At 69.7% G+C, this 20,406-nt stretch carries 22 protein-coding genes and 1 tRNA gene; 10 read left to right on the top strand and 13 right to left on the bottom strand.

The features are described from left to right. Positions 1-83 precede the first annotated feature (83 nt). The 4 genes from AB0I69_RS30485 to AB0I69_RS30470 form a co-directional block, all read right to left on the bottom strand. Entirely contained in the window at positions 84-305 is a 222-nt protein-coding gene (locus tag AB0I69_RS30485; RefSeq protein ID WP_363098920.1) for a hypothetical protein, read from the bottom strand. A 29-nt stretch (positions 306-334) separates the two neighbouring features. Beyond that, complete coding sequence (locus AB0I69_RS30480; protein ID WP_363098919.1) at positions 335-727, bottom strand: antibiotic biosynthesis monooxygenase; 393 nt, start codon at positions 725-727, stop codon at positions 335-337. A gap of 185 nt (positions 728-912) precedes the next feature. Then, complete coding sequence (locus AB0I69_RS30475) at positions 913-1,134, bottom strand: hypothetical protein (RefSeq protein ID WP_363098918.1); 222 nt, start codon at positions 1,132-1,134, stop codon at positions 913-915. A 382-nt stretch (positions 1,135-1,516) separates the two neighbouring features. After that, positions 1,517-1,588 (bottom strand) — tRNA-Cys (locus AB0I69_RS30470). A 193-nt stretch (positions 1,589-1,781) separates the two neighbouring features. On the opposite strand from AB0I69_RS30470, the gene AB0I69_RS30465 reads away from it, so the two are divergent. The 6 genes from AB0I69_RS30465 to AB0I69_RS30440 all read left to right on the top strand — a co-directional run bounded on the left by AB0I69_RS30465 (position 1,782) and on the right by AB0I69_RS30440 (position 7,856). Beyond that, a complete protein-coding gene (locus AB0I69_RS30465; protein ID WP_363098917.1) occupies positions 1,782-3,239 on the top strand; it encodes an MFS transporter in 1,458 nt (485 codons plus the stop codon). 225 nt (positions 3,240-3,464) lie between these two features. Further along, positions 3,465-3,680, top strand: coding sequence for a hypothetical protein (locus AB0I69_RS30460; RefSeq protein WP_363098916.1), 216 nt, complete (start codon positions 3,465-3,467; stop codon positions 3,678-3,680). After that, positions 3,677-4,081 (top strand): type II toxin-antitoxin system death-on-curing family toxin, encoded by a 405-nt coding sequence (locus AB0I69_RS30455; RefSeq protein WP_363098915.1) that lies wholly within the window; start codon positions 3,677-3,679, stop codon positions 4,079-4,081. The genes AB0I69_RS30460 and AB0I69_RS30455 overlap by 4 nt, the downstream gene beginning before the upstream one ends. Before the next feature lie 126 nt (positions 4,082-4,207). Beyond that, on the top strand, positions 4,208-6,007 hold the full coding sequence (locus tag AB0I69_RS30450) for a DEAD/DEAH box helicase (protein WP_363098914.1): 1,800 nt from the start codon (positions 4,208-4,210) through the stop codon (positions 6,005-6,007). A gap of 340 nt (positions 6,008-6,347) precedes the next feature. Continuing rightward, complete coding sequence (locus AB0I69_RS30445) at positions 6,348-6,989, top strand: helix-turn-helix domain-containing protein (RefSeq protein ID WP_363098913.1); 642 nt, start codon at positions 6,348-6,350, stop codon at positions 6,987-6,989. 72 nt (positions 6,990-7,061) lie between these two features. Further along, a complete protein-coding gene (locus tag AB0I69_RS30440; protein WP_363098912.1) occupies positions 7,062-7,856 on the top strand; it encodes a S16 family serine protease in 795 nt (264 codons plus the stop codon). Here AB0I69_RS30440 and AB0I69_RS30435 read toward each other — a convergent pair. From AB0I69_RS30435 to AB0I69_RS30405, 7 genes are all read right to left on the bottom strand, one after another. Continuing rightward, positions 7,853-8,038: a hypothetical protein gene (locus AB0I69_RS30435; RefSeq protein ID WP_363098911.1), complete on the bottom strand. Its 186-nt coding sequence runs from the start codon at positions 8,036-8,038 to the stop codon at positions 7,853-7,855. The genes AB0I69_RS30440 and AB0I69_RS30435 overlap by 4 nt on opposite strands. A 15-nt stretch (positions 8,039-8,053) precedes the next feature. After that, complete coding sequence (locus tag AB0I69_RS30430; RefSeq protein WP_363098910.1) at positions 8,054-8,626, bottom strand: winged helix-turn-helix domain-containing protein; 573 nt, start codon at positions 8,624-8,626, stop codon at positions 8,054-8,056. Between the two features lie 81 nt (positions 8,627-8,707). Next, positions 8,708-9,664 (bottom strand): glycine betaine ABC transporter substrate-binding protein, encoded by a 957-nt coding sequence (locus tag AB0I69_RS30425; RefSeq protein ID WP_363098909.1) that lies wholly within the window; start codon positions 9,662-9,664, stop codon positions 8,708-8,710. Beyond that, positions 9,661-10,476, bottom strand: coding sequence for an ABC transporter permease (locus tag AB0I69_RS30420; protein WP_363098908.1), 816 nt, complete (start codon positions 10,474-10,476; stop codon positions 9,661-9,663). Before AB0I69_RS30420 ends, AB0I69_RS30425 begins: the two co-directional genes overlap by 4 nt. Continuing rightward, a complete protein-coding gene (locus AB0I69_RS30415) occupies positions 10,473-11,720 on the bottom strand; it encodes a betaine/proline/choline family ABC transporter ATP-binding protein (RefSeq protein WP_363098907.1) in 1,248 nt (415 codons plus the stop codon). The genes AB0I69_RS30420 and AB0I69_RS30415 overlap by 4 nt, the downstream gene beginning before the upstream one ends. Then, entirely contained in the window at positions 11,713-12,360 is a 648-nt protein-coding gene (locus AB0I69_RS30410; protein ID WP_363098906.1) for an ABC transporter permease, read from the bottom strand. The genes AB0I69_RS30415 and AB0I69_RS30410 overlap by 8 nt, the downstream gene beginning before the upstream one ends. Before the next feature lie 12 nt (positions 12,361-12,372). Then, positions 12,373-12,864, bottom strand: a complete 492-nt coding sequence (locus AB0I69_RS30405; RefSeq protein WP_363098905.1) for an Lrp/AsnC family transcriptional regulator — start codon at positions 12,862-12,864, stop codon at positions 12,373-12,375. Between the two features lie 126 nt (positions 12,865-12,990). Here AB0I69_RS30405 and hppD point away from each other — a divergent pair, with 126 nt between their 5' ends. Together hppD and AB0I69_RS30395 are read left to right on the top strand one after the other, a co-directional pair. Next, positions 12,991-14,136, top strand: coding sequence for a 4-hydroxyphenylpyruvate dioxygenase (hppD, locus tag AB0I69_RS30400; RefSeq protein ID WP_363098904.1), 1,146 nt, complete (start codon positions 12,991-12,993; stop codon positions 14,134-14,136). A 32-nt stretch (positions 14,137-14,168) separates the two neighbouring features. Then, on the top strand, positions 14,169-15,035 hold the full coding sequence (locus AB0I69_RS30395; RefSeq protein ID WP_363098903.1) for a Teichoic acid biosynthesis protein C (Precursor): 867 nt from the start codon (positions 14,169-14,171) through the stop codon (positions 15,033-15,035). 28 nt (positions 15,036-15,063) lie between these two features. On the opposite strand, the gene AB0I69_RS30390 is transcribed toward AB0I69_RS30395, so the two are convergent. Continuing rightward, entirely contained in the window at positions 15,064-16,530 is a 1,467-nt protein-coding gene (locus tag AB0I69_RS30390; RefSeq protein ID WP_363098901.1) for a tetratricopeptide repeat protein, read from the bottom strand. Positions 16,531-16,622: 92 nt separating this feature from the next. On the opposite strand from AB0I69_RS30390, the gene AB0I69_RS30385 reads away from it, so the two are divergent. After that, the gene (locus AB0I69_RS30385) at positions 16,623-18,029 is read left to right on the top strand and encodes an FAD-linked oxidase C-terminal domain-containing protein (RefSeq protein ID WP_363098900.1); all 1,407 of its coding nucleotides are present in this window, start codon (positions 16,623-16,625) and stop codon (positions 18,027-18,029) included. A 67-nt stretch (positions 18,030-18,096) separates the two neighbouring features. Here AB0I69_RS30385 and AB0I69_RS30380 read toward each other — a convergent pair whose 3' ends face one another. Next, positions 18,097-18,570 carry an SsgA family sporulation/cell division regulator gene (locus AB0I69_RS30380; protein ID WP_363098899.1) on the bottom strand — a complete coding sequence of 158 codons (474 nt, stop codon included), beginning with the start codon at positions 18,568-18,570 and terminating at the stop codon, positions 18,097-18,099. Between the two features lie 266 nt (positions 18,571-18,836). Here AB0I69_RS30380 and AB0I69_RS30375 point away from each other — a divergent pair, with 266 nt between their 5' ends. Then, on the top strand, positions 18,837-20,321 hold the full coding sequence (locus tag AB0I69_RS30375) for an RDD family protein (protein ID WP_363098898.1): 1,485 nt from the start codon (positions 18,837-18,839) through the stop codon (positions 20,319-20,321). Positions 20,322-20,406 lie beyond the last annotated feature (85 nt).

Raw genomic sequence — 20,406 nt, 5'->3', positions numbered from 1 at the left:
CCGCATCCGCAGCGAGAAAGGCATCCGCTGGGGCGGACGCCCCCTCACCACCGCAGCCTGACCAACCCGGCGAACCAACACGGTCACAGCACTAGGTCGGCCAGCTTCTGCGCCGGCCCCGGCGCCGCCGCGGTCGTCGCTGACGGCTTTGCTGCGGGACTGCTGTGGCTCACTCCGGGCGTCGCGGCTGCTGCCGAAGTGTCGTGCGCGGCGGCGTCCTTGACTCCAAAGACCACGCCTGCGACGAGCGCCGGAGCCGCGATCAGCACCCCGACACCGACAGCGATCTTCTTCCCCTTGCTCATGATCCCCCTCTGTACAGGCATGGTGCCCTTCATCTCGGGCTCTGTGGGTTCTGCTGGCTCTCCGTGCTCTGCGCTCGCACGAACCCGTGGCTCCGCTCCACTTTCGCCACATGCAGCGTGTAGCTCTCGTACCACTGGTCTCGCCCGCGCTTCTGCGCCGCGCGGTGCTCGGCGTCGGTCCGCCACTCCGTGAGGGCGTCGGCGTCGCGGAAGTACCCGACGGTGATGCCCAGCCCGCCCGGAGTCTGGGCGTGGTCCATCCCGAGGTACCCCGGGATGTCCTTCACCAGGTCCTCCATGCGTGCGTTGGTCTCGCTGTAGTCGCTCTGCTCCTGGGTTCGCACCGTGGTGAACACAGCGACGTAGTAAGGGGGTTCATGGGCCTCGACGGGTGCGACAGGCCCCTCGGAGTGATCGCTCATGACGCCACGGTAGGGCACTGCTGCGCTCCAACCGTGCACGGAAGTGTGCGGATGATCGCGTGATCTCGGAGTCGAGCGAAGTCCCGGATGCGGGGGCTGCCGCTTCTCGTGACCTTCAGCAGATCGTCGATGAACTCTTCGCTCAGCGTCTTTCTGCGCCCCGGCTCCGGGGACGCGTATCTCTGCTACGCCTTGTCGGCCCACGGGTCGATGTGGTCGTACTCCTCGGCCAGCCAAGAGAAGAAGGGGCGAAGGCTGCGCTGTTCGGTGTTCGTCCCACCCGTGTATCCGCGTTGGCCGTCAGGGTTCCTCGGCAAGTCGTGCTGCGTGTAGTACCAGCGGAAGAAGCGGTTGAGGGTCGCCACGTCGCAAGACGTGAAGTCGCCCGGGATCTTCTCTTCAGTCATCCAGCGGCCGAGGGCCACGACCGCGAACGTGTACGCGTTGATAGTGCGTACCTGCTACGGCGGCCCCCGGCGGTTCGTCGTCGTCCGAAGGTGAAGCTCGTAGTCGGCCTGCATGGCCTGTCGCTGGTCTTCGTCGCTGGTGACTCGGGTTTGTCAGCGGCTGTATGAGCAGGGACGCGGTAGCGGCCCGGAGCGGGCTCTTGCGCGGCTTCTGCTGCGTCTTCGTGGTCGTGCTGGAAGTCATGGCAACCCCGGTGCAGGGGTGCCAGGTCCGGCTGATCTACGTCCGTTCCAAGCAAGCAAGCGGCTGACCGGCGCCATTCCCACAGCGCGCCGCCAACCGCTCCGTCCTGCTCATCTCCGCTGGTCGGACCAGCTACAGAGGCCGTGGCGGGAATCGAACCCGCGTAACTCGCTTTGCAGGCGAGTCCCTGAACCACTCGGGCACACGGCCGTGTTTGTTGAGTTGACCGTACGGGGGAGGGCGGGGCCGGACAAGGGGATCGGCGCCTGCGCAACGGGACTGCCATACGCCGTTCATGAATGGGGAGTGGCCGTTGGTGTCGCTGGTCGTACGACCAAGGTCTCAGCCCCCGACCATCCTCCGACAGGGGTCAACCCGCCCTGTGGACCTTACGCTGGCGGGCATGACCGTCCTCGAACCCCGTGACGCCGGTGTCACGGACACCGCCTCTGACCTGGCCGCCGAGTGCCGCGACTCCGTGTTGGGGCGGTCGCATCGGGCGCTCAGTGTCGGGATCGTGTCCGTTGTTCTGCTGATCGCCTTTGAGGCGACGGCAGTTGGGACCGCGATGCCGGTTGCCGCTCGGGAATTGGGCGGGGTGTCGTTGTACGCGTTCGCGTTCTCCGGGTACTTCACCACCAGCCTGTTCGGGATGGTGTTCGCCGGGCAGTGGTCGGACCGGCGGGGGCCGCTCGGGGCGTTGACCACCGGGATCGGGGCCTTCGCCGCCGGGCTGCTGGTGTCGGGGACCGCTCAGGTCATGTGGGTGTTCATTCTGGGGCGGGCCGTGCAGGGGCTCGGGGGTGGGCTGGTCATCGTCGCTCTGTATGTCGTCGTCGGGCGGGCCTATTCGGAGCGGTTGCGGCCCGCCATCATGGCTGCGTTCGCCGCGAGTTGGGTTGTGCCGTCCGTTGTCGGGCCGCTTGCCTCCGGTGTGGTGACCGAACATCTGGGCTGGCGTTGGGTGTTCGTCGGGATTCCGGTGCTTGTCGTCTTTCCGCTCGCGCTCGCCCTTCCTCAGATACGGCGGCGGGCGGCCGGGCCGGTGACCGATGCGGGTGAGCCGTCCGCCTCCTTCGACCGGCGTCGTATTCGGCTCGCCCTCGGGATCTCCCTCGGCGCCGGGCTCTTTCAGTACGCCGCTCAGGATCTGCGGTGGTTCTCCCTTCTCCCCGCCGTCGCCGGCGTCGCGCTGCTCGTGCCCGCCGTGCTCGGGTTGTTGCCGCGGGGGACGTACCGGGCGGCGCGGGGGCTGCCCTCGGTCGTGTTGTTGCGCGGGGTGGCCGCCGGGTCGTTCATCTCGGCGGAGTCCTTCGTGCCGTTGATGCTCGTCACACAGCGGGGGCTGTCGCCGACCTTGGCCGGGTTCTCGCTCGCGGCCGGAGGCGGGACGTGGGCGCTCGGGTCGTGGGTGCAGTCCCGGGCGCGGGCCGAACCGTACCGCGAGCGGCTGATGACGTTCGGGATGGTGCTGGTGGCTGCCGTCGTCGCCGCCGCGCCGAGCGTCCTCATCCATGCCGTGCCCGTGTGGATCGTCGCCGTCGCGTGGGGGTTCGGGTGTTTCGGGATGGGGCTGGTGATCTCCTCCACCAGCGTGCTGCTGCTCCAGCTGTCCGCTCCGGCGGAGGCCGGTTCCAACTCCGCCGCGTTGCAGATCTCGGACGGGCTGTCCAACGTCGTGCTGCTCTCCGTCGGCGGGGCCGCGTTCGGGGCGTTGGGTGGTGGCACGGTGGGGCATGTCGTCGGCTCGGCGAGCGGCGATTCCCACCCGGGGGCGTTCGCCGCCGTGTTCCTGCCGATGGCGGGCGTGGCGTTGGTGGGGGCGTGGGTGAGCACGCGGGTGCGGACGGAATCGCGGTGACGTCGCGTGGTGCCGCTCGGTGCCGTTGAAGGATGGCTGGACTGAATCTGCGGTTCACGGACGAGGAACTCGACGCCCCTGCGTGTTGGCTGGGAGGGCGGGAGCCCATCCGGGGCGTGGGCCACTACGCGGGTGCGGGGGAACAGCGAGGAGCGGTGAGCCGTAGAGCCGGATTCCGGTGATATTCCGTCGCCTGCCGGTGATCGCCGCCCCTACCCTCGCCCTATGCACCAGCCGACCTCCCCCCACCTCCACCTTGGTCTCGACCCCGACCTCCGGCAGGCCCTCGACGACCTTGCCGACGCCACCGGCCGGCCACCGGAGGACCTAGTGCGGGACGCCGTAGGCAGATATCTGGATGAGGAGGGTGCGCTGGTGCGGGCGGCGGCCGAGCGGCTTGCCGTCGAGCATGCCGATCTGTTGAGGAGGCTCGGCGAATGACGTACCCCTCCAGCCGTCGTCACCTCACGGTCGGCGAAGTGACCGACGTCGCGCGGATCGCCTTCGGCGGTCGGGCGCCCGAGGTGCGTGAGCCGGGGCTGTTCGCCTCGGCGGTGCATCGGCCGCGCGCTCGTATGCTCGGTACGGCGGCCTATACGGATCTGTCCGCGCAGGCCGCCGCTCTTCTCCACGCCCTCGCCACGAACCACCCCCTCGTCGACGGCAACAAGCGCACCGCATGGCTCGCCGCCGCGGCTTTCCTCGCCGTGAACGGGGTCGATCTCGCCGACGTGGACCAGGACAGGGCCTACGACCTGGTCATCGACGTGGCCTCGGGGGCGGAGGGGGACGTGGAGGTGATCGCGGAGGTGTTGCGAGCCCTCGCCGGACAACCCGTGTGACCTCAATCCCATCCCCCGCCACCCCGGCGCAGTCCGCACGTTGACACCACCACCCCGCCGGTAAGGTGGCCCGGTTGTCATACGTAGCCGACGTGACCGAGCCGCCCTACTCCCGAACCGGAGACCGTGACTACCACCGCCGCCTCCTCCACCAGTTCCCACCACCTCTCTCCCGCCTTTCCCGGCCGCGCCCCCTGGGGCACCGCCGGCAAGCTGCGTGCCTGGCAGCAGGGGGCGATGGAGAGGTATGTCCAGGAGCAGCCGCGGGATTTTCTCGCGGTCGCGACGCCCGGTGCCGGCAAGACGACCTTCGCGCTCACCCTCGCCTCCTGGCTGCTGCACCACCATGTCGTGCAGCAGGTGACCGTGGTCGCGCCGACCGAGCACCTGAAGAAGCAGTGGGCGGAAGCCGCCGCGCGGATAGGGATCAAGCTGGATCCCGAGTACAGCGCCGGGCCGCTCGGCAAGGACTACGACGGTGTCGCCGTCACGTACGCCGGTGTCGGCGTGCGGCCGATGCTGCATCGCAACCGTGTCGAGCAGCGCAAGACGCTCGTCATCCTCGACGAGATCCACCACGCGGGTGACAGCAAGTCGTGGGGCGAGGCCTGCCTCGAAGCCTTCGAGCCGGCCACCCGCCGCCTCGCGCTGACCGGTACGCCGTTCCGGTCCGACACCAATCCCATTCCCTTCGTGACGTACGAAGAAGGGAACGACGGGATTCGGCGGTCCTCCGCCGACTACACCTATGGGTATGGCTCCGCGCTCAGCGACGGAGTCGTGCGGCCCGTCATCTTCCTCTCCTACAGCGGCAACATGCGGTGGCGGACCAAGGCCGGCGACGAGATCGCCGCGCGGCTCGGCGAGCCCATGACGAAGGACGCGATCAGTCAGGCCTGGCGTACGGCGCTGGACGCGCGCGGTGAGTGGATGCCGAGCGTGCTGCGCGCCGCCGACCAGCGGCTCACCGAGGTCAGGAAGGGCATCCCGGACGCCGGTGCCCTCGTCATCGCCACCGACCAGGACTCCGCGCGCGCCTACGCCAAGCTGATCCGTGAGATCACCGGTTCCAAGGCGACCGTCGTGCTGTCGGACGACACCGGTGCCTCCAAGCGCATCGACGACTTCGCGGCGAGCAACGACCGGTGGATGGTCGCCGTACGCATGGTGTCCGAGGGCGTCGACGTGCCTCGGCTCGCCGTCGGGGTGTACGCCACCACCATCTCCACCCCCCTCTTCTTCGCCCAGGCCGTCGGACGTTTCGTGCGGTCCCGGCGGCGCGGCGAGACCGCCTCCGTGTTCCTGCCGACCGTCCCCGACCTCCTCACCTTCGCCAACGAGATGGAGGTCGAGCGCGACCACGCCCTCGACAAGCCGAAGAAGGAGGGCGAGGAGGACCCGTACGCCGAGTCCGAGAAGGAGATGGAGGAGGCGAACAAGGAGCAGGACGAGGACACCGGCGAGCAGGAGCAGTTCGCCTTCGAGGCCCTGGAGTCCGAGGCCGTCTTCGACCGGGTGCTCTACGACGGCGCCGAGTTCGGCATGCAGGCGCACCCGGGGAGCGAGGAGGAGCAGGACTACCTCGGTATCCCCGGGCTCCTCGAACCCGACCAGGTGCAGATGCTGCTCCAGAAGCGGCAGGCCCGGCAGATCGCGCACAGCCGCAAGAAGCCGGACGACCAGGCCGACCTGCTGGAACTGCCCGCCGAGCGGCGGCCCGTCGTCTCCCACAAGGAGATGATGGAGCTGCGGAAGTCGCTCAACACCATGGTCTCCGCGTACGTCCACCAGACCGGCAAACCGCACGGTGTCATCCACACCGAGCTGCGCCGCGCGTGCGGCGGCCCGCCGAGCGCCGAGGCCACGGCCGGGCAGCTGCGCCAGCGCATCGCGAAGGTCCAGGAGTGGGCCACGCGCATGCACTGACCGACCCCGCTCGCGCACCCGCCGGACCCGCACATCTGTGCGGAATCTGCGCAGGGGTGGTCCCCAGGTCAGGACATATCAACATGAAGGGAACCGGTCCGTACCAGTCGGTGACCGGATTCTGGACGGAGACTTCCGCTCAGCGAACCGCCTTCGCTAGTGTCCCGCTACGCACACGCCCCGTGGCAGCGCCGCCGCGGAGCGCAGCCGTGAAGCGACCGGGCCCGGACACGCCGGGCCGCCTCGCCGATCGGCGGCCTCTGTAGCGCGTCACTGACGGGACTCGGTGACGCATCCGCCGCGAGGGGGCCGCCGCCTCACCACCTAAGGAGTGGGCGTCGTGACCGCGGAGACCTCCCAGACGCTCGACCGAGGACTGCGCGTCCTCAAACTGCTGGCCGATACGGACCACGGGCTGACCGTCACCGAACTGTCCAACAAACTGGGCGTCAACCGGACCGTCGTGTACCGGTTGCTGGCCACTCTGGAACAGCACGCTCTCGTACGACGTGATCTGGGCGGCCGTGCCCGGGTCGGGCTCGGGGTGCTGCGGCTGGGCCGCCAGGTGCACCCCCTCGTACGGGAGGCGGCGCTGCCCGCGCTGCGGTCGCTGGCCGAGGACATAGGGGCGACCGCTCATCTCACCCTGGTCGACGGTGCGGACGCCCTCGCCGTCGCCGTGGTCGAGCCGACCTGGACCGACTACCACGTGGCCTACCGCGCCGGTTTCCGCCATCCCCTGGACAAGGGAGCCGCGGGCCGCGCGATTCTCGCCGCCCGGCATCAGGCCGCCAACGAGCCCGGATACACGTTGACGCACGGCGAGTTGGAGGCCGGCGCGAGCGGAGCCGCGGCTCCGCTGCTGGGCGTCACGGGGGTCGAGGGCAGCGTCGGCGTCGTGATGCTGGCCGACGCGGTGCCCGATCGGGTCGGACCACGGGTCGTCGACGCGGCGCGCGAGGTCGCGGAAGCGCTGCGCTGAGGCCTGAGGTCGTTTACAGGCATGGGGTGACCGGCGCCCGGCCGAAAGTGGCCGTCGCGTTAGATTGATCCCGTGCTCCTCTCTCGCCTCACGCGCCCCCAGGCCGTAGCCGTCTGCGCCCTGCCCGTCGTCGCGCTGCTCGCCACGGCGGGCTTCGCGCCGCTGCCGTTCTCGCTGGCGCAGCCCGGTCTGACCGCGAACGTGCTCGGCGAGAACAAGGGCACCCCGGTGATCACGATCTCCGGGGCGCCGGTGCGCACGACGAGCGGTCAGTTGCGCATGACGACGATCGAGGCGACCGGACCCGATCAGCATGTCTCGTTGAGCGATGTGATCGACAGCTGGTTCCGTACCGATCGAGCGGTCATGCCGCGTGACTCGGTCTACCCGAGCGGCAACAGCGTCAAGGAGATCGAGCAGCACAACACGCAGCAGATGCAGGAGTCGCAGGACGACGCGACCACGGCCGCGCTCGACTACCTGAACCTGAGCGACAAGAAGGTCAAGGTCACCCTCAAGCTGGCGGACGTCGGCGGCCCCAGCGCGGGCCTGCTGTTCACCCTGGGGATCATCGACAAGCTGCACGGCGACGGCAACGGGGGCGATCTGACGGGCGGTCGCACCATCGCCGGTACGGGGACGATCGGCACCGACGGCACAGTGGGCGCGGTCGGCGGGGTGGCCCTCAAGACCCAGGCCGCGCGACGTGACGGTGCGACGGTGTTCCTGGTGCCGAAGGCCGAGTGCACGGACGCCAAGTCGGAACTGCCCAAGGGGCTACGACTGGTTCCGGTGACCTCGCTGAAGGGCGCGGTGAGTGCGCTGGAGGCGTTGGAGACGGGTAAGGGTTCCGTACCGAGCTGTTAGGCGACGGCGGGCTTCGGGGCGGTCGCGGCGAGCCGCAGGCCGAGCTCTACGAGGGTCCAGCCGAGGCGCGTGCGCAGTTCCCGCGGAGGCTTGGCCGTGAGGGCGAGTCGGTGGGCGTCGGCCTGGGCGTGGAGTTCGGCGGCTCGGGTGTGGTGCAGCGCGAGGTGGGTTTCCGGGTGCATCGGGGTTGCCTCTTCTCAGTCTGATTCGGTCGGGAAGGCATGCAGGTGGAAGCGCACCTGCTCGGCGTCGGGCGTGTCCTCGCCCTCGTAGCTTTCGAGCAACTCATGGATCTTTCCGACGAGTTCACGGGTGCGTTCGGGTGTCAGCCGTACGGTCCAGTCGCTCATGTCGGTGGAGTGGGACCACTTGGGCAGCCAGTCCTCGCGGGTGCCGACCCAGGTCGACAGTTCACGGGCGTGGGTGGTCGCCACTTCGTGCAGGAACGTGTCGGCCGCGCCACGCACCGCCGGATCGGCGTCGACGAGCAGGTTCTCGTCGAAGCCGATGCCCTGCTCGACCGCCTGCCACCAGCGCTCCCGCCCCTTGCCGCGCTCCGGGGCGTCTTCGACGAACCCGTGCGTGGCCAGCTGGCGGAGGTGGTAGCTGGTGGCTCCGCTGGACTCGCCCAGTCGCTCGGCGAGCATCGACGCGGTGGCCGGTCCGTGCCGTCGCAGCGCGTTCAGCAACTGCATCCGCAGCGGATGGGCGATTCCGCGCAGCGAACGGGCGTCGAGATTGCGGTACTTGGACGGTTCGGGCTCGTACATGAGTACAAAGATAGCGTTGCAAAGGACCAGTTGCAACGGGTTCTTTGCAACTGGTCCTTTGGAACTGGCCCCCCACAGGCCCTACTTGACCAACCCCTCCGCCTTCATCCAGTCCAACGCCACCTGATGCGGATCCTCCCCATCGACATCCACCTTGGCGTTCAGCGTCTGCGCCACCGTGTTGTTGAGCTTCTTCGTGACCGGGTCCAGGACCTTCGCGATCGCCGGCCACTTCTTCAACGCCTTCGTGTTGATCTCGGGCGCCGCGTTGTAGTTGGGGAAGAACTTCTTGTCGTCGGCCATCACCGCGAGGTTCATCGACTTGATGCGGCCGTCGGTGGTGAAGACCTCGCCGTACGTGCAACTCCCCTTCTTCACCTGGGTGTAGATGATCCCGGTGTCCATCTGCGTGATGTTCTTCGCCGGGAGACTCATCCCGTACGCCTTCTCCATGCCCGGCAGCCCGTCCGCGCGGTTGGCGAACTCGCTCTCCACGCACACCGTCACCGCGCCCGGGTCCTTCTTCGCCAGCGCGGCCACCTCGGACAGCGTCTTCGTGCCGTACTTCTTGAAGTTGGCCTGGTTCATCGCGAGCGCGTAGGTGTTGTTGAGGGCCGAGGGAGGCAGCCAGGTCAGGCCGTTCTTGAGGTCCGCGTCCCGTACCGCCTGCCACTGCTTCAGCGGGTCGGTGATCGGCTTGCTGTTGCCGAGGTAGGTGATCCACGCGGTGCCGGTGTACTCGTACATCCCGTCCGCGTCACCGGACTTGACGGCCTCCCGCGCGCCGATCGAGCCCTGGATGCCGGTCCGGTCGAGGACGTCCGCGCCGGCCGCCTCGAAAGCGATGCCCATCATCGCGCCGAGGATCAGCTGCTCGGTGAACTCCTTTGACGTGACGGTGAGATGGGCGCCCTTGAGGGGCTCGCCCCGCCCGATCGTGCCGGGGCTGACGTCGTCGACCATCGGGGAGCCGCTGGTCAGTCCGCAGCCGGAGACGACGATCAGTGCGCCGACCGTCACCAGACAGGTCCGCTTCACGTGCCCACCTCCAACCCCCGTGGCCGCAACAGCAGTTCGGCCAGGGAGGCCAGCCAGTCCACGAGCAGGGCGAGGCTCACCGTGAGGATCGAGCCGAGCACCAGGACCGGCATGCGCTGGGTGGTGATGCCGGTGGTGATCAGGACGCCCAGGCCGCCGCCCCCGCCGAAGGTGGCCAGGGTCGCCGTACCGACGTTGAGGACGAGAGAAGTTCGGACACCGGCCAGGATCAGCGGGACCGCGAGGGGCAGCTCCACCTTTGCCAGGACGCCGAGTTGGGACATGCCGATGCCTCGGGCGGCTTCGAGGAGGGTGGGGTCGTTTGCCTTCAGGCCCGCGATGGTGTTGGACAGCACCGGCAGGACGGCGTAGATGATGATGCCGATCAGGGCCGCCTTCTCGCCGGTGCCGAGCCAGATCACCAGCAGGGCCAACAGGCCGATCGCCGGGGTGGCCTGGCCCATGTTGGCGAACGTCATCGCCACCGGGGCGGCCTTCCGGAACGCCCCGCGGGTCAGCAGGATGCCCAGCGGGATCGCGATGATCAGCACGAAGAACGTGGAGATCACGGTCAGTCGGACGTGCTGCCAAAGGGCCTTGCTCACCTGGCCGTTGGAGAGTGCGTTCTCCGAAATGGCGTCCAGGTGCGCCTGGTTGAACCACAGCCAGGTCGCCAGCAGGATCGCCACCAGGGCGGCGGGCAGAAAGGTCAGCTTCTGCCAGGTGATCCGGCGTTTCGGGGGAGTCGCGGGCGGCGGGGTGGCCTCGGTCCCCGTCCCGGTCTCTTCGTCTTCCAGCTCGGGAGTGGTCACGCCTTCTCCTCCCCGCCGGCGCCTTCCTGCTCGGCGTGCGTCTGGAGGGCCCGGGCCTCCTCCAGCTCGTGCTGGGCCTCCATCGCCTCCAGCCGGTCTGCCTCAAGGAGTTCGTGCACCGAGTTCATCAGCGTCTCCATGTCGACGACGCCCGTGTACTCGCCGCGCCGCCCGGTGACCGCGACCCGCCCCGCGTTGTCCGTGAGCACCGCCTCCAACGCGTCCCGGAGCGTCGCGTCCCGCGTCACGGTGTCGCTGACCAGCGTGCCCGCCCGCGCCAGCGAACCCTTGGCACGCATCATGTCGCCGCGCCGCAGCCACTTGTACGGTCGGCCGCGCTTGTCGAGCAGCAGGATCTCGTTGGTGCCGCTGTCCCGGAGCTTGTCGAAGATGTTCTGGAGCGGGTCGTCCACGGTCACCGTCGGATAGTCGGTGATCTCCACGTCCCGTACGCGGGTGAGGTTGAGCCGCTTGAGGGCGGCCCCGGCGCCGACGAACCCGGACACGAAGTCGTCCGCCGGGTTGGTGAGGATCGCCTCCGGGGTGTCGAACTGAGCGATGTGCGAGCGCTCGCGCAACACCGCGATCCGGTCGCCCAGTTTGATCGCCTCGTCGAAGTCGTGCGTGACGAAGACGATCGTCTTGTGCAGTTCGTGCTGGAGCCTGATCAACTCGTCCTGGAGGTGATCGCGGGTGATCGGGTCGACCGCGCCGAACGGCTCGTCCATCAGCAGCACCGGCGGATCCGCCGCCAACGCCCGTGCTACGCCCACGCGTTGCTGCTGCCCGCCGGAGAGCTGGCGCGGATAGCGGCCCTGGAACTCACCGGCGTCAAGACCGACCAGGTCGAGCATCTCCTCCACCCGCTTCCTGATCCGGGACTTCGACCAGCCGATCATCTTCGGTACCAGCGCGATGTTCTGAGCGGCCGTCATGTGCGGGAAGAGACCGCTCGACTGGATCGCGTAGCCGACCTTGCGGCGCAGCTTCACCGGGTCGATGTCGGTGACGTCCTCGCCGCCGATGCGGATCCGGCCGCCGGTCGGTTCGATCAGCCGGTTGATCATCTTGAGCGTGGTGGACTTGCCGCAGCCGGAGGGCCCGACGAAGACGACCAACTCGCCCGTCTTGATCTCCATGTTGACGCTGTCGACGGCCGGCTGTGGACTCCCCGGATACCGCTTGGTCAGGTTCTCCAGTTCGATGGAGGCACCGGAGGCCGCGGTCGCTGCTGGCTCAGACACGGATCCCCCTGGGAATGGTCAGCCGTCCCAGAAGGACGTACGCGGCGTCGAACAGCAGCGCCAGGACGATGATCCCGAGCGTGCCCGCGAGCACCTGGTTGAGGGCGTTCTTGCTGCCCAGCGACCCGATGCCGCGGAAGATCTCGTTGCCGAGACCGGGCCCGGAGGCGTACGCCGCGATGGCCGCGATGCCCATCAGCATCTGGGTGGAGACCCGGATGCCGGTCAGGATCGGCGGCCAGGCCAGCGGCAGTTCGACCCGCACGAGCCGCATCAGCCGGGACATCCCGATGCCCTTCGCCGCGTCCACCAGCGACGGGTCGACCCCGCGCAGGCCCACGATCGAGTTACGGACGATCGGCAGCAGGCCGTACAGGGTCAGAGCGGTCACGGTGGGCGGAACGCCCAGACCGACGATCGGGATGAGCAGACCGATCATGGCGAGCGACGGAATGGTCAGAATGGTCGAGGTGGCCGTGGTGGCCAGGCTGCCCGCCCACTCGCTCCGATAGGTCACGACCCCGATCAGCACGCCGATCAGCGTGGCCACGACCATGCACTGGAAGACCGCGCTGGCGTGTTGGTAGGCGTCGGTGAGCAGCTGCTGGTGCCGGTTGCCCACGTACTCCCAGAAGCTCACATGCCCACACCCCTACGTCGGCCAGGTCGTCCTTTCCTGATCCAGGGCCGCCTGTTCCACCAGCGGGATGACCCGCAGCGGAACCGGGTTCTCCATCACGATCGCGGTGGCGGCCCGGACAATGCCATCAAAACCGACAACCCGGTCGATGACCCGCTGGAGATCGGCGTTCGACCGGGCCACCAGCCGGCACAGCATGTCGCCGCTGCCGGTGGTGGTGTGCAGTTCGAGCACCTCGGGGACGGTCGCCAAGTGCGCCCGTACGTCCGGGCCTTGCCCCTGCCGGATCTCCAGCGTCGCGAACGCCGTGACCGGATAGCCGAGCGCCGCCGGATCGACCTGCGGCCCGAATCCCCGGATGACTCCATTCGACTGAAGCCGGTCCAGCCGCGCCTGCACCGTCCCCCGGGCCACTCCGAGCCGCCGCGACATCTCCAGCACCCCGATCCGCGGCTCCTCGGCCAACAGCACGATGATCCGGCCGTCCAGACGATCGATCCCCATGCTGCCGCCTCCCATGCCTGGTCATCCTGTACAGAAAGCCCGCCGACACCGCCGTATCACTGAACACAATGCCCAGTGAATACGCGAACTATTGCGCACCTTGTGAAGGAGCGGGAGCCTTCGGTCATGACCCAGACCACTCACCACACTCCCGACACCGCCCGGCAGGCCGACCCCTTCCCGGTCAAGGGAATGGACGCGGTCGTCTTCGCCGTGGGCAACGCCAAGCAGGCGGCGCACTACTACTCCACGGCCTTCGGTATGACGCTGGTCGCCTACTCCGGGCCGGAGAACGGCAGCCGCGAGACCGCCTCGTACGTCCTCACCAACGGCTCCGCCCGCTTCGTGTTCACCTCCGTCATCAGGCCCGCCACCCCCTGGGGCGAGTTCCTCACCCGGCACGTGGCCGAGCACGGCGACGGCGTCGTCGACCTCGCCATCGAGGTGCCGGACGCGCGTGCCGCGTACGCGTACGCCGTCGAGCACGGCGCCCGCTCGCTCGCCGAGCCGCACGAGCTGAAGGACGAGCACGGCACGGTCGTCCTCGCCGCCATCGCCACCTACGGCGAGACCCGCCACACCCTCGTCGAGCGTGTCGACTACGACGGCCCGTACCTCCCCGGCTTCGCCCCCGCCGCACCCCTCCTCGCGGCCCCCGCCCACCGCACCTTCCAGGCCATCGACCACTGCGTCGGCAACGTCGAGCTCGGCCACATGAACGAGTGGGTCGGCTTCTACAACAAGGTCATGGGCTTCACGAACATGAAGGAGTTCGTGGGCGACGACATCGCGACCGAGTACAGCGCGCTGATGTCGAAGGTGGTCGCCGACGGCACGCTCAAGGTCAAGTTCCCGATCAACGAGCCCGCCGTGGCGAAGAAGAAGTCGCAGATCGACGAGTACCTGGAGTTCTACGGCGGTGCGGGCGTCCAGCACATCGCGCTCAACACCAACGACATCGTGCAGACCGTACGGACCATGCGCGCGGCCGGAGTGAAGTTCCTCGACACCCCCGACTCCTACTACGACACCCTCGGCGAGTGGGTCGGCGACACCCGCGTCCCCGTCGACACCCTGCGCGAGCTGAAGATCCTCGCCGACCGCGACGAGGACGGATACCTTCTCCAGATCTTCACCAAGCCGGTCCAGGACCGTCCTACGGTGTTCTTCGAACTCATCGAGCGGCACGGCTCGATGGGCTTCGGCAAGGGCAACTTCAAGGCGCTGTTCGAGGCGATCGAGCGGGAGCAGGAGAAGCGGGGCAACCTGTAACACACGGGTCCCGCAAGGGACTTGGGAGGACCGTGGCAGACGCGCCGATCGACCTGACCGCATCGCCGGCACGCTGGCTGTGGCAGAAGGGCACCCTGCACGAGCCCACGGTGCTCCAGTCGTTCGCGCTCGACGAGGTCCACCAGCGCCTGTACGTCCTCCAGTTGAGGCAGGGCGGCGCCGACGTCGGCAACCTGTGCCTCAACCAGCTCGACCACACAGGCGAGTTGCTCGGCCACATGCACCTCCAGGGCTTCGGGCACGGCGTCAGCATGGGCGTGCAGAACACCTCCGACGGCGACGTGTGGATCTGGACCGAGGCCGCCGCGAAGGCCGGTTCCGGGGGCGCCTACGGCCAGGGCGTCACCCGCTTCCACTTCGTGAACGGCGCCACCCGCACCTCCGCGGACGTGGCGATCCGCAAGCCGATCGCGAACTCCACCAACAACCAGCCCACGGTCTGCATGACGTCGAAGCGCATAGCGATCCGCTACCGCCTCGCCAACCAACCCCGTTACAGGGTCTGGGACTTGGACGCCTTCGTAGCCCGCGACTACGCCACTCCGCTGGCCGACATAGCCCAGACCGGCGCCCACCCCGACCCGTCGATCCCGTTCCAGGGCTACGCCCTCGACGGCGACCACCTCTACCAACTCGCGGGCACCGCCTACGACTCCACGACCAACCCGCCCGCGAAGCACGGCAACACCTACCTCTCCTGCCTCGACATCCGCACCGGCGAACTGGTCCAGCAGACCCGCACGGAGGCCGCGTACACCCTCACGTACCGCGAGCCGGAGGGCCTCGCCGTCCGCACCGAGCCCAGCACGCGGCTGTGCGTCGGGTTCGCGTCCGGGGAGGCGGGGGCACGAAAGTTCTCCCTCTGCTACAAGCCGTAGCCGTAGCCGCAGTTGTCCGCGAGAGCCCTCAACTCGGCTTCTCCTGCGGCTCCTTGTCCGTCGGCAGCCCCTCCTCGGGCGGCTCGCCCAGCGCCGCCAACGCCGCCTGCGCCAGCGGCACCCGCAGCGGCGAGAAGTACGGGTTGATCTGCAACGCCTCCTGAAGATGCCGGCGCGCGGACGCGAACTTCTCCAACTCCCGCTCGATCATGCCCCGGTGGAACGCGTACAGCGCGTCCCGTACCCCGCCCCCGTGCACCTTGTCCGTCGCCACCGAGGCGAACTTCAACGCCTCCTCGTCCTGCCCGGCCCGGTGCAACGCCCACCCCAGCGCGTCGGCCACCGGAATGCCCGGCTGCCGGGTCCACTCGGCCCGCAGCCGCCGTACGGCATCCTGCGCGTCCCCGTGGTCCGCCTCGAAGACGCCGAGGACCAACTCGTCGTCGACCCCGGCCGCCGCGTCCTTGGCGGCGAGCGCCCGCAGGGTGTCGTACTGCACGCGGGCCGCCTGCGCGAGTCCCAGCGACTCGTACAACTCGCCCAGTTCCAGAGCGTATTGAGGAGTCGGCTGCTTGGCGAGGGCGACCTGGTACGCGTTCAGCGCCTCCGAGGTGCGGCCCATCGCCGCCAGCGTGCGCCCCTCTCCGGCCAGGGCCTCCCGCTGGTCGGGGTCGATCCGTACGGCCGCCTCGAAATGCCGTAGCGCGACCTCGCGGTCCCCGCGTTCCCAGGCCAGCTCCCCGGCGCGCTGCAGCCAGGCGGCCTGTTCGGCGGGTGCGGTGGCCTTCGTCGCGGCGTCGGCGAGCTGGGCGGCGGCGTCCTCGCGCCAGCCCCGGTCGCGGTAGACGGCGGCGGCCCGCGCCATCACGGCGGGCCCGGAGTGCAGCTCCAGCAGCTTGTCGAGGGTCCGCTTGGTCGCCTTGTAGTCGCCGAGGCCGGTGTAGGCGTCGATGAGCAGCGGATACGTCGTCCACCGCTTCGGCGCCAGCTTCACCGCGGCCTCGCCCCAGCTCCGCGCCGTGCGGAAGTCCCGCCGCTCGTTCGCCAGGGCCGCCAGACCGTCCATCGCCACGGCGCTCGCGTCGTTGCCCTTCGCGCGCACCTTCAGCGAGGTACGGAGGGCCTCCTCGGCCCTGGGGTAGTACAGGGTGTCCCCGGTCCGCCGCCCCTGCTCCACATAGGCCACGCCGAGCACCGCCCACGACCGCGCGTCCCGCGGACGGACCCGCACCCGGGCCTCACGGTCGCCGATCAGCGCGGCCAGGTCGGGCAGCGCGGCCGGCACCCCGGCGGTGACCGCGGTCAGCGCCTGCGCCTTGGGTCCCGGCGCGGGCGGCGGCGCGGGGCGCGGCTCCTCGGGCAGCAGCACCAGCAGCCCGCCGACCACGGCACCCGCGGCGACCGTGGCGATCAGCACCCGCCGCAGAACGGGGGAGCGGCGCTTGAGAGGCTCCGCCACCAGGGACGTACCAGGGCTCCGCTGTTCGTTCTCCATGGCGCTCACTGTGCGTCAGTACGACGACCACATCCCGGCACCCAAAGCCATGCGCGGACGGGGTTCACACCGATGGCCGCGAGTGCGACGCTGTGATCATGAGCCGTATCGAAGCGCCTCGCGACCAGGACACCGGGACCCTCGTCGACCGGCTGCTGGCCGGGCTGCCCGCCGAAGCCGTCCTGACCGACCCGGACATCACGGTCTCGTACGCCAACGACATGGCGAGCTTCTGCCCGTCCGGCACCCCCGCCGTGGTCGTGCTGCCGCGCACGGTCGAACAGGTCCAGCACGTCATGCGCGTCGCCACCGAACTGCGCCTCCCGGTCGTCCCGCAGGGCGCCCGCACCGGCCTGTCGGGCGCGGCGAACGCTTCCGAGGGCTGCATCGTCCTGTCCCTCGTCAAGATGGACCGCATCCTGGAGATCAGCCCGGTCGACCGCATCGCGGTCGTCGAGCCGGGCGTCATCAACGCGACCCTCTCCCGCACGGTCAACGAACACGGCCTGTACTACCCGCCCGACCCCTCCAGCTGGGAGATGTGCACGATCGGCGGCAACATCGGCACCGCCTCGGGCGGGCTGTGCTGCGTGAAGTACGGGGTGACGGCCGAGTACGTCCTCGGCCTCGACGTCGTCCTCGCCGACGGGCGGCTGATGAGCACGGGCCGGCGTACGGCCAAGGGGGTCGCCGGATACGACCTGACCCGGCTGTTCGTCGGCTCGGAGGGCTCGCTCGGGATCGTGGTGAAGGCGATCCTGGCGCTGAAGCCGCAGCCGCCCCAACAGCTCGTGCTGGCGGCCGAGTTCGGGTCCGCGGCGGCGGCGTGCGACGCCGTGTGCCGGATCATCGCCGACGGGCACGTGCCGTCCCTCCTCGAACTGATGGACCGTACGACCGTCAAGGCCGTGAACGACCTCGCGCACATGGGACTGCCGGAGACGACGGAGGCGCTGCTGCTGGCGGCCTTCGACACCTTGGACCCGGCCGCCGACCTGGCCGCCGTAGGAGCCCTCTGCGAGGCGGCCGGAGCCACGCAGGTCGTCCCCGCCGAGGACGCCGCCGAGTCCGAACTGCTGCTCCAGGCGCGGCGGTTGTCGCTCACGGCGCTGGAGGCGGTCAAGGGCACGACGATGATCGACGACGTGTGCGTGCCCCGGTCGCGGCTCGGCGAGATGCTCGAAGGGGTGGAACGGATCGCGGAGAAGTACCAGTTGACGATCGGCGTCTGCGCGCACGCCGGTGACGGCAACACGCACCCCACCGTCTGCTTCGACGCGCAGGACGCCGACGAGTCCCGGCGCGCCCGCGAGTCCTTCGACGAGATCATGGCCCTCGGCCTGGAACTCGGCGGCACCATCACCGGCGAACACGGCGTCGGCGTCCTGAAGAAGGAGTGGCTGGCCCGCGAGATCGGCCCGGTGGGCGTGGAGATGCAGCGGGCGGTGAAGGCGAGCTTCGACCCGCTGGGGATCCTCAATCCCGGCAAGCTCTTCTGACGCGGGCGCGGGACACCCTTCCCCGAAAAGTGTGACACTTTCGCCGAAAGTGACACACTTTCCGAACTCACTCCCCGTCCCGCGACTCGTCCGACGGCCACGGGTCGCGCAGCCACAGGTCGTCGGCCGGGGTCGGTGCGAGCAGCTCGGCCAGGCCGTCGTCGATGCCGAGCTGCTCGGCCTCAGAGCCCGGAGGGACCACCCGCAGGGTGCGCTCCAGCCACGCCGACACCTGGGCGGCCGGGGCCTCCAGGAGGGCGTCTCCGTCCGGTGAACTCAGCGCCATCAGGACGACGCTGCGCCGCTCCACCTTCGTCGGCCACACCCGTACGTCCCCGTGCCCGCACGGCCGGAACACCCCCTCGACGAGCAGTTCTCGGGCGAACGTCCAGTGCACCGGGTGCTCGGAGTTGATGTGGAAGGAGATGTGGACGGCGTACGGGTCGTCGGTGCGATAGCTCAGCCTGGCCGGGACCGGAATACTCCGCTCCGGCGACAGGATGAGTTTGAGCTCCAACTCCCGCTCTACCACTGTGTGCATGACGTGTGTCTCCTCTCGCTGACCGGGCCCCGCGGTGGGCCCGTACGAGTGGAGAGGGCGTGCGGGCGTAAGCATTACGCGAGTTCGGGAATCTTTTTTTCCGCGCCGCGTCACGAAGGCTTCGCGGGGCTTCGGAGCGTGTGGACTCCGTGCACGAGGTTGCCCGGAAAGGGGTGGGTCCGGCGGGACGGGCAGTGGCGGTTGCGCGGGTCTGATAGATGTGGACACCCCCATTCGACCCTCCGAGCAGATACGGGACGACGGACATGAGCGCCCCAACCCCGGCACCCGGTGACGACAGGCCCCGCGAGGGGTACTACCCGGACCCGTCCATTCCTGGATATGTCCGGTACTGGAACGGCGCGGCCTGGGTGCCCGGCACCAGCCGTCCGGCGCCGTCGGACGGGCTGCCGCTCGGCGCGCCCGGCGCGGGCCCGTCCGTCGAGGAGACCGGGCCGCACTTCTTCGACGAGGACCCCGCACCGGAGAACCAGGTGAGTCCGGCTCAGGTCCAGCACGGCAGCCGCCCCGAACCGGCGGCCGCGTGGGGCGCGGACCGCTCCCGCCAGAGCGGCTTCGGCGGCGACCAGGACCGCCGCGTCTCCTGGGGCGCACCGGACCCGAGGGTGCCCGCCGACACCCCCGCCCCGCCGGACGGCCGCGTCCCCGGCGCGGACATCCCGGCCCCCTCCAGTCCCATCCCCGACGAGGGAACGACGACTTTCCGCCGCCCGACCCCGCGCACGCCTCAACAGGGCGGGGCGCCGGGGGCGCAGGGCGGAGGCACGGGGGGCTTCGGTCCGCAGGGCTCGGCCGGGGTCGACGCCGGTGGTTCCGGTGTGCAGGGTCCCGTGGGAACCGGCTCCGCCGCCGGCGGCTTCGGCCCCGACAGCCCCGCCGGGAACACCCCCTTCGGCGACCCCTCCGGCCCCGGCTTCGGCGCCGGAAAGGCAGCCGCCGCCCGTGCCGCACAGGCCCAGGCGGGCCAAGCGGGCACCGGCACCGGGGCGCCCGCCCCCGCCGCGCCCGCCGTCGCCTCCACGGCCCTCTCCGGGCCCCAGCAGTCCGCCCCCGGCGTCCCTCAGCAGCCCGGCCAGGCGCAGCCGCAGGGTGCCGCCGTATCCACGCCCATGGCCTCCGGTGTCGGCGGCGGGCAGCCGTCCTGGGCGCAGCAGGTGCACCGGCTGGCCGGGGACGAGGACGGGCCCGTGGCGCCCTGGAAGCCGCCCGTGGAGGACGTGTTCCAGGCGGCTGCCCGGCGGCAGGCGGCGGCCCGGCCCGCGGGGCTCGGCAGGCGGCTGGTCGCCCGGCTCCTCGACACCGTCGTGCTCGGCGCGGTCACCGCCGCGGCGGCCGTACCGCTCGGCACCAAGGCGGTCGACCACATCAACGAGAAGATCGACGCGGCCAAGCTCTCCGGCCGTGCCGAAACGGTGTGGCTGCTCGACGGCACCACGGCCGCCTACCTGGGCATCGTCCTGGCCGTACTCCTCCTCTTCGGTGTCCTCTACGAGGCGCTGCCCACCGCCAAGTGGGGCCGCACGCTGGGCAAGAAGCTCTGCGGTCTTGAGGTCCGGGGCATCGAGAGCCACGAGCCGCCCACCTTCGGCGCGGCCCTGCGCCGCTGGCTGGTCTACAGCGTCCCCGGCCTGCTCGGCATCGGAGTCGTCGGCGTCGCCTGGTGCCTGTTCGACCGGCCCTGGCACCAGTGCTGGCACGACAAGGCAGCACATACGTTCGTAGCGGCATAGGGGTGTAGGGCATTCGGGGTACCTGATTCCGTACCCCGGACGGCCGCTCGCCGGATGCGGAGCCGGAGGGTTCGCGGTCGACTCG

Source organism: Streptomyces sp. NPDC050508, from assembly GCF_040655155.1.
GTDB lineage: Bacteria > Actinomycetota > Actinomycetes > Streptomycetales > Streptomycetaceae > Streptomyces.
Note: the sequence above shows the minus strand (reverse complement) of the source record. Positions and strands in the feature narration are given on the sequence as shown.

Bases quoted from the DNA above. Each gene is read 5' to 3' on its own strand.
- AB0I69_RS30485 (WP_363098920.1), bottom strand. From the start codon at position 305: ATGAGCAAGGGGAAGAAGATCGCTGTCGGTGTCGGGGTGCTGATCGCG.
- AB0I69_RS30480 (WP_363098919.1), bottom strand. From the start codon at position 727: ATGAGCGATCACTCCGAGGGGCCTGTCGCACCCGTCGAGGCCCATGAA.
- AB0I69_RS30475 (WP_363098918.1), bottom strand. From the start codon at position 1,134: ATGACTGAAGAGAAGATCCCGGGCGACTTCACGTCTTGCGACGTGGCG.
- AB0I69_RS30465 (WP_363098917.1), top strand. From the start codon at position 1,782: ATGACCGTCCTCGAACCCCGTGACGCCGGTGTCACGGACACCGCCTCT.
- AB0I69_RS30460 (WP_363098916.1), top strand. From the start codon at position 3,465: ATGCACCAGCCGACCTCCCCCCACCTCCACCTTGGTCTCGACCCCGAC.
- AB0I69_RS30455 (WP_363098915.1), top strand. From the start codon at position 3,677: ATGACGTACCCCTCCAGCCGTCGTCACCTCACGGTCGGCGAAGTGACC.
- AB0I69_RS30435 (WP_363098911.1), bottom strand. From the start codon at position 8,038: ATGCACCCGGAAACCCACCTCGCGCTGCACCACACCCGAGCCGCCGAA.
- AB0I69_RS30430 (WP_363098910.1), bottom strand. From the start codon at position 8,626: ATGTACGAGCCCGAACCGTCCAAGTACCGCAATCTCGACGCCCGTTCG.
- AB0I69_RS30405 (WP_363098905.1), bottom strand. From the start codon at position 12,864: ATGGGGATCGATCGTCTGGACGGCCGGATCATCGTGCTGTTGGCCGAG.
- hppD (WP_363098904.1), top strand. From the start codon at position 12,991: ATGACCCAGACCACTCACCACACTCCCGACACCGCCCGGCAGGCCGAC.
- AB0I69_RS30390 (WP_363098901.1), bottom strand. From the start codon at position 16,530: ATGGAGAACGAACAGCGGAGCCCTGGTACGTCCCTGGTGGCGGAGCCT.
- AB0I69_RS30380 (WP_363098899.1), bottom strand. From the start codon at position 18,570: ATGCACACAGTGGTAGAGCGGGAGTTGGAGCTCAAACTCATCCTGTCG.
- AB0I69_RS30375 (WP_363098898.1), top strand. From the start codon at position 18,837: ATGAGCGCCCCAACCCCGGCACCCGGTGACGACAGGCCCCGCGAGGGG.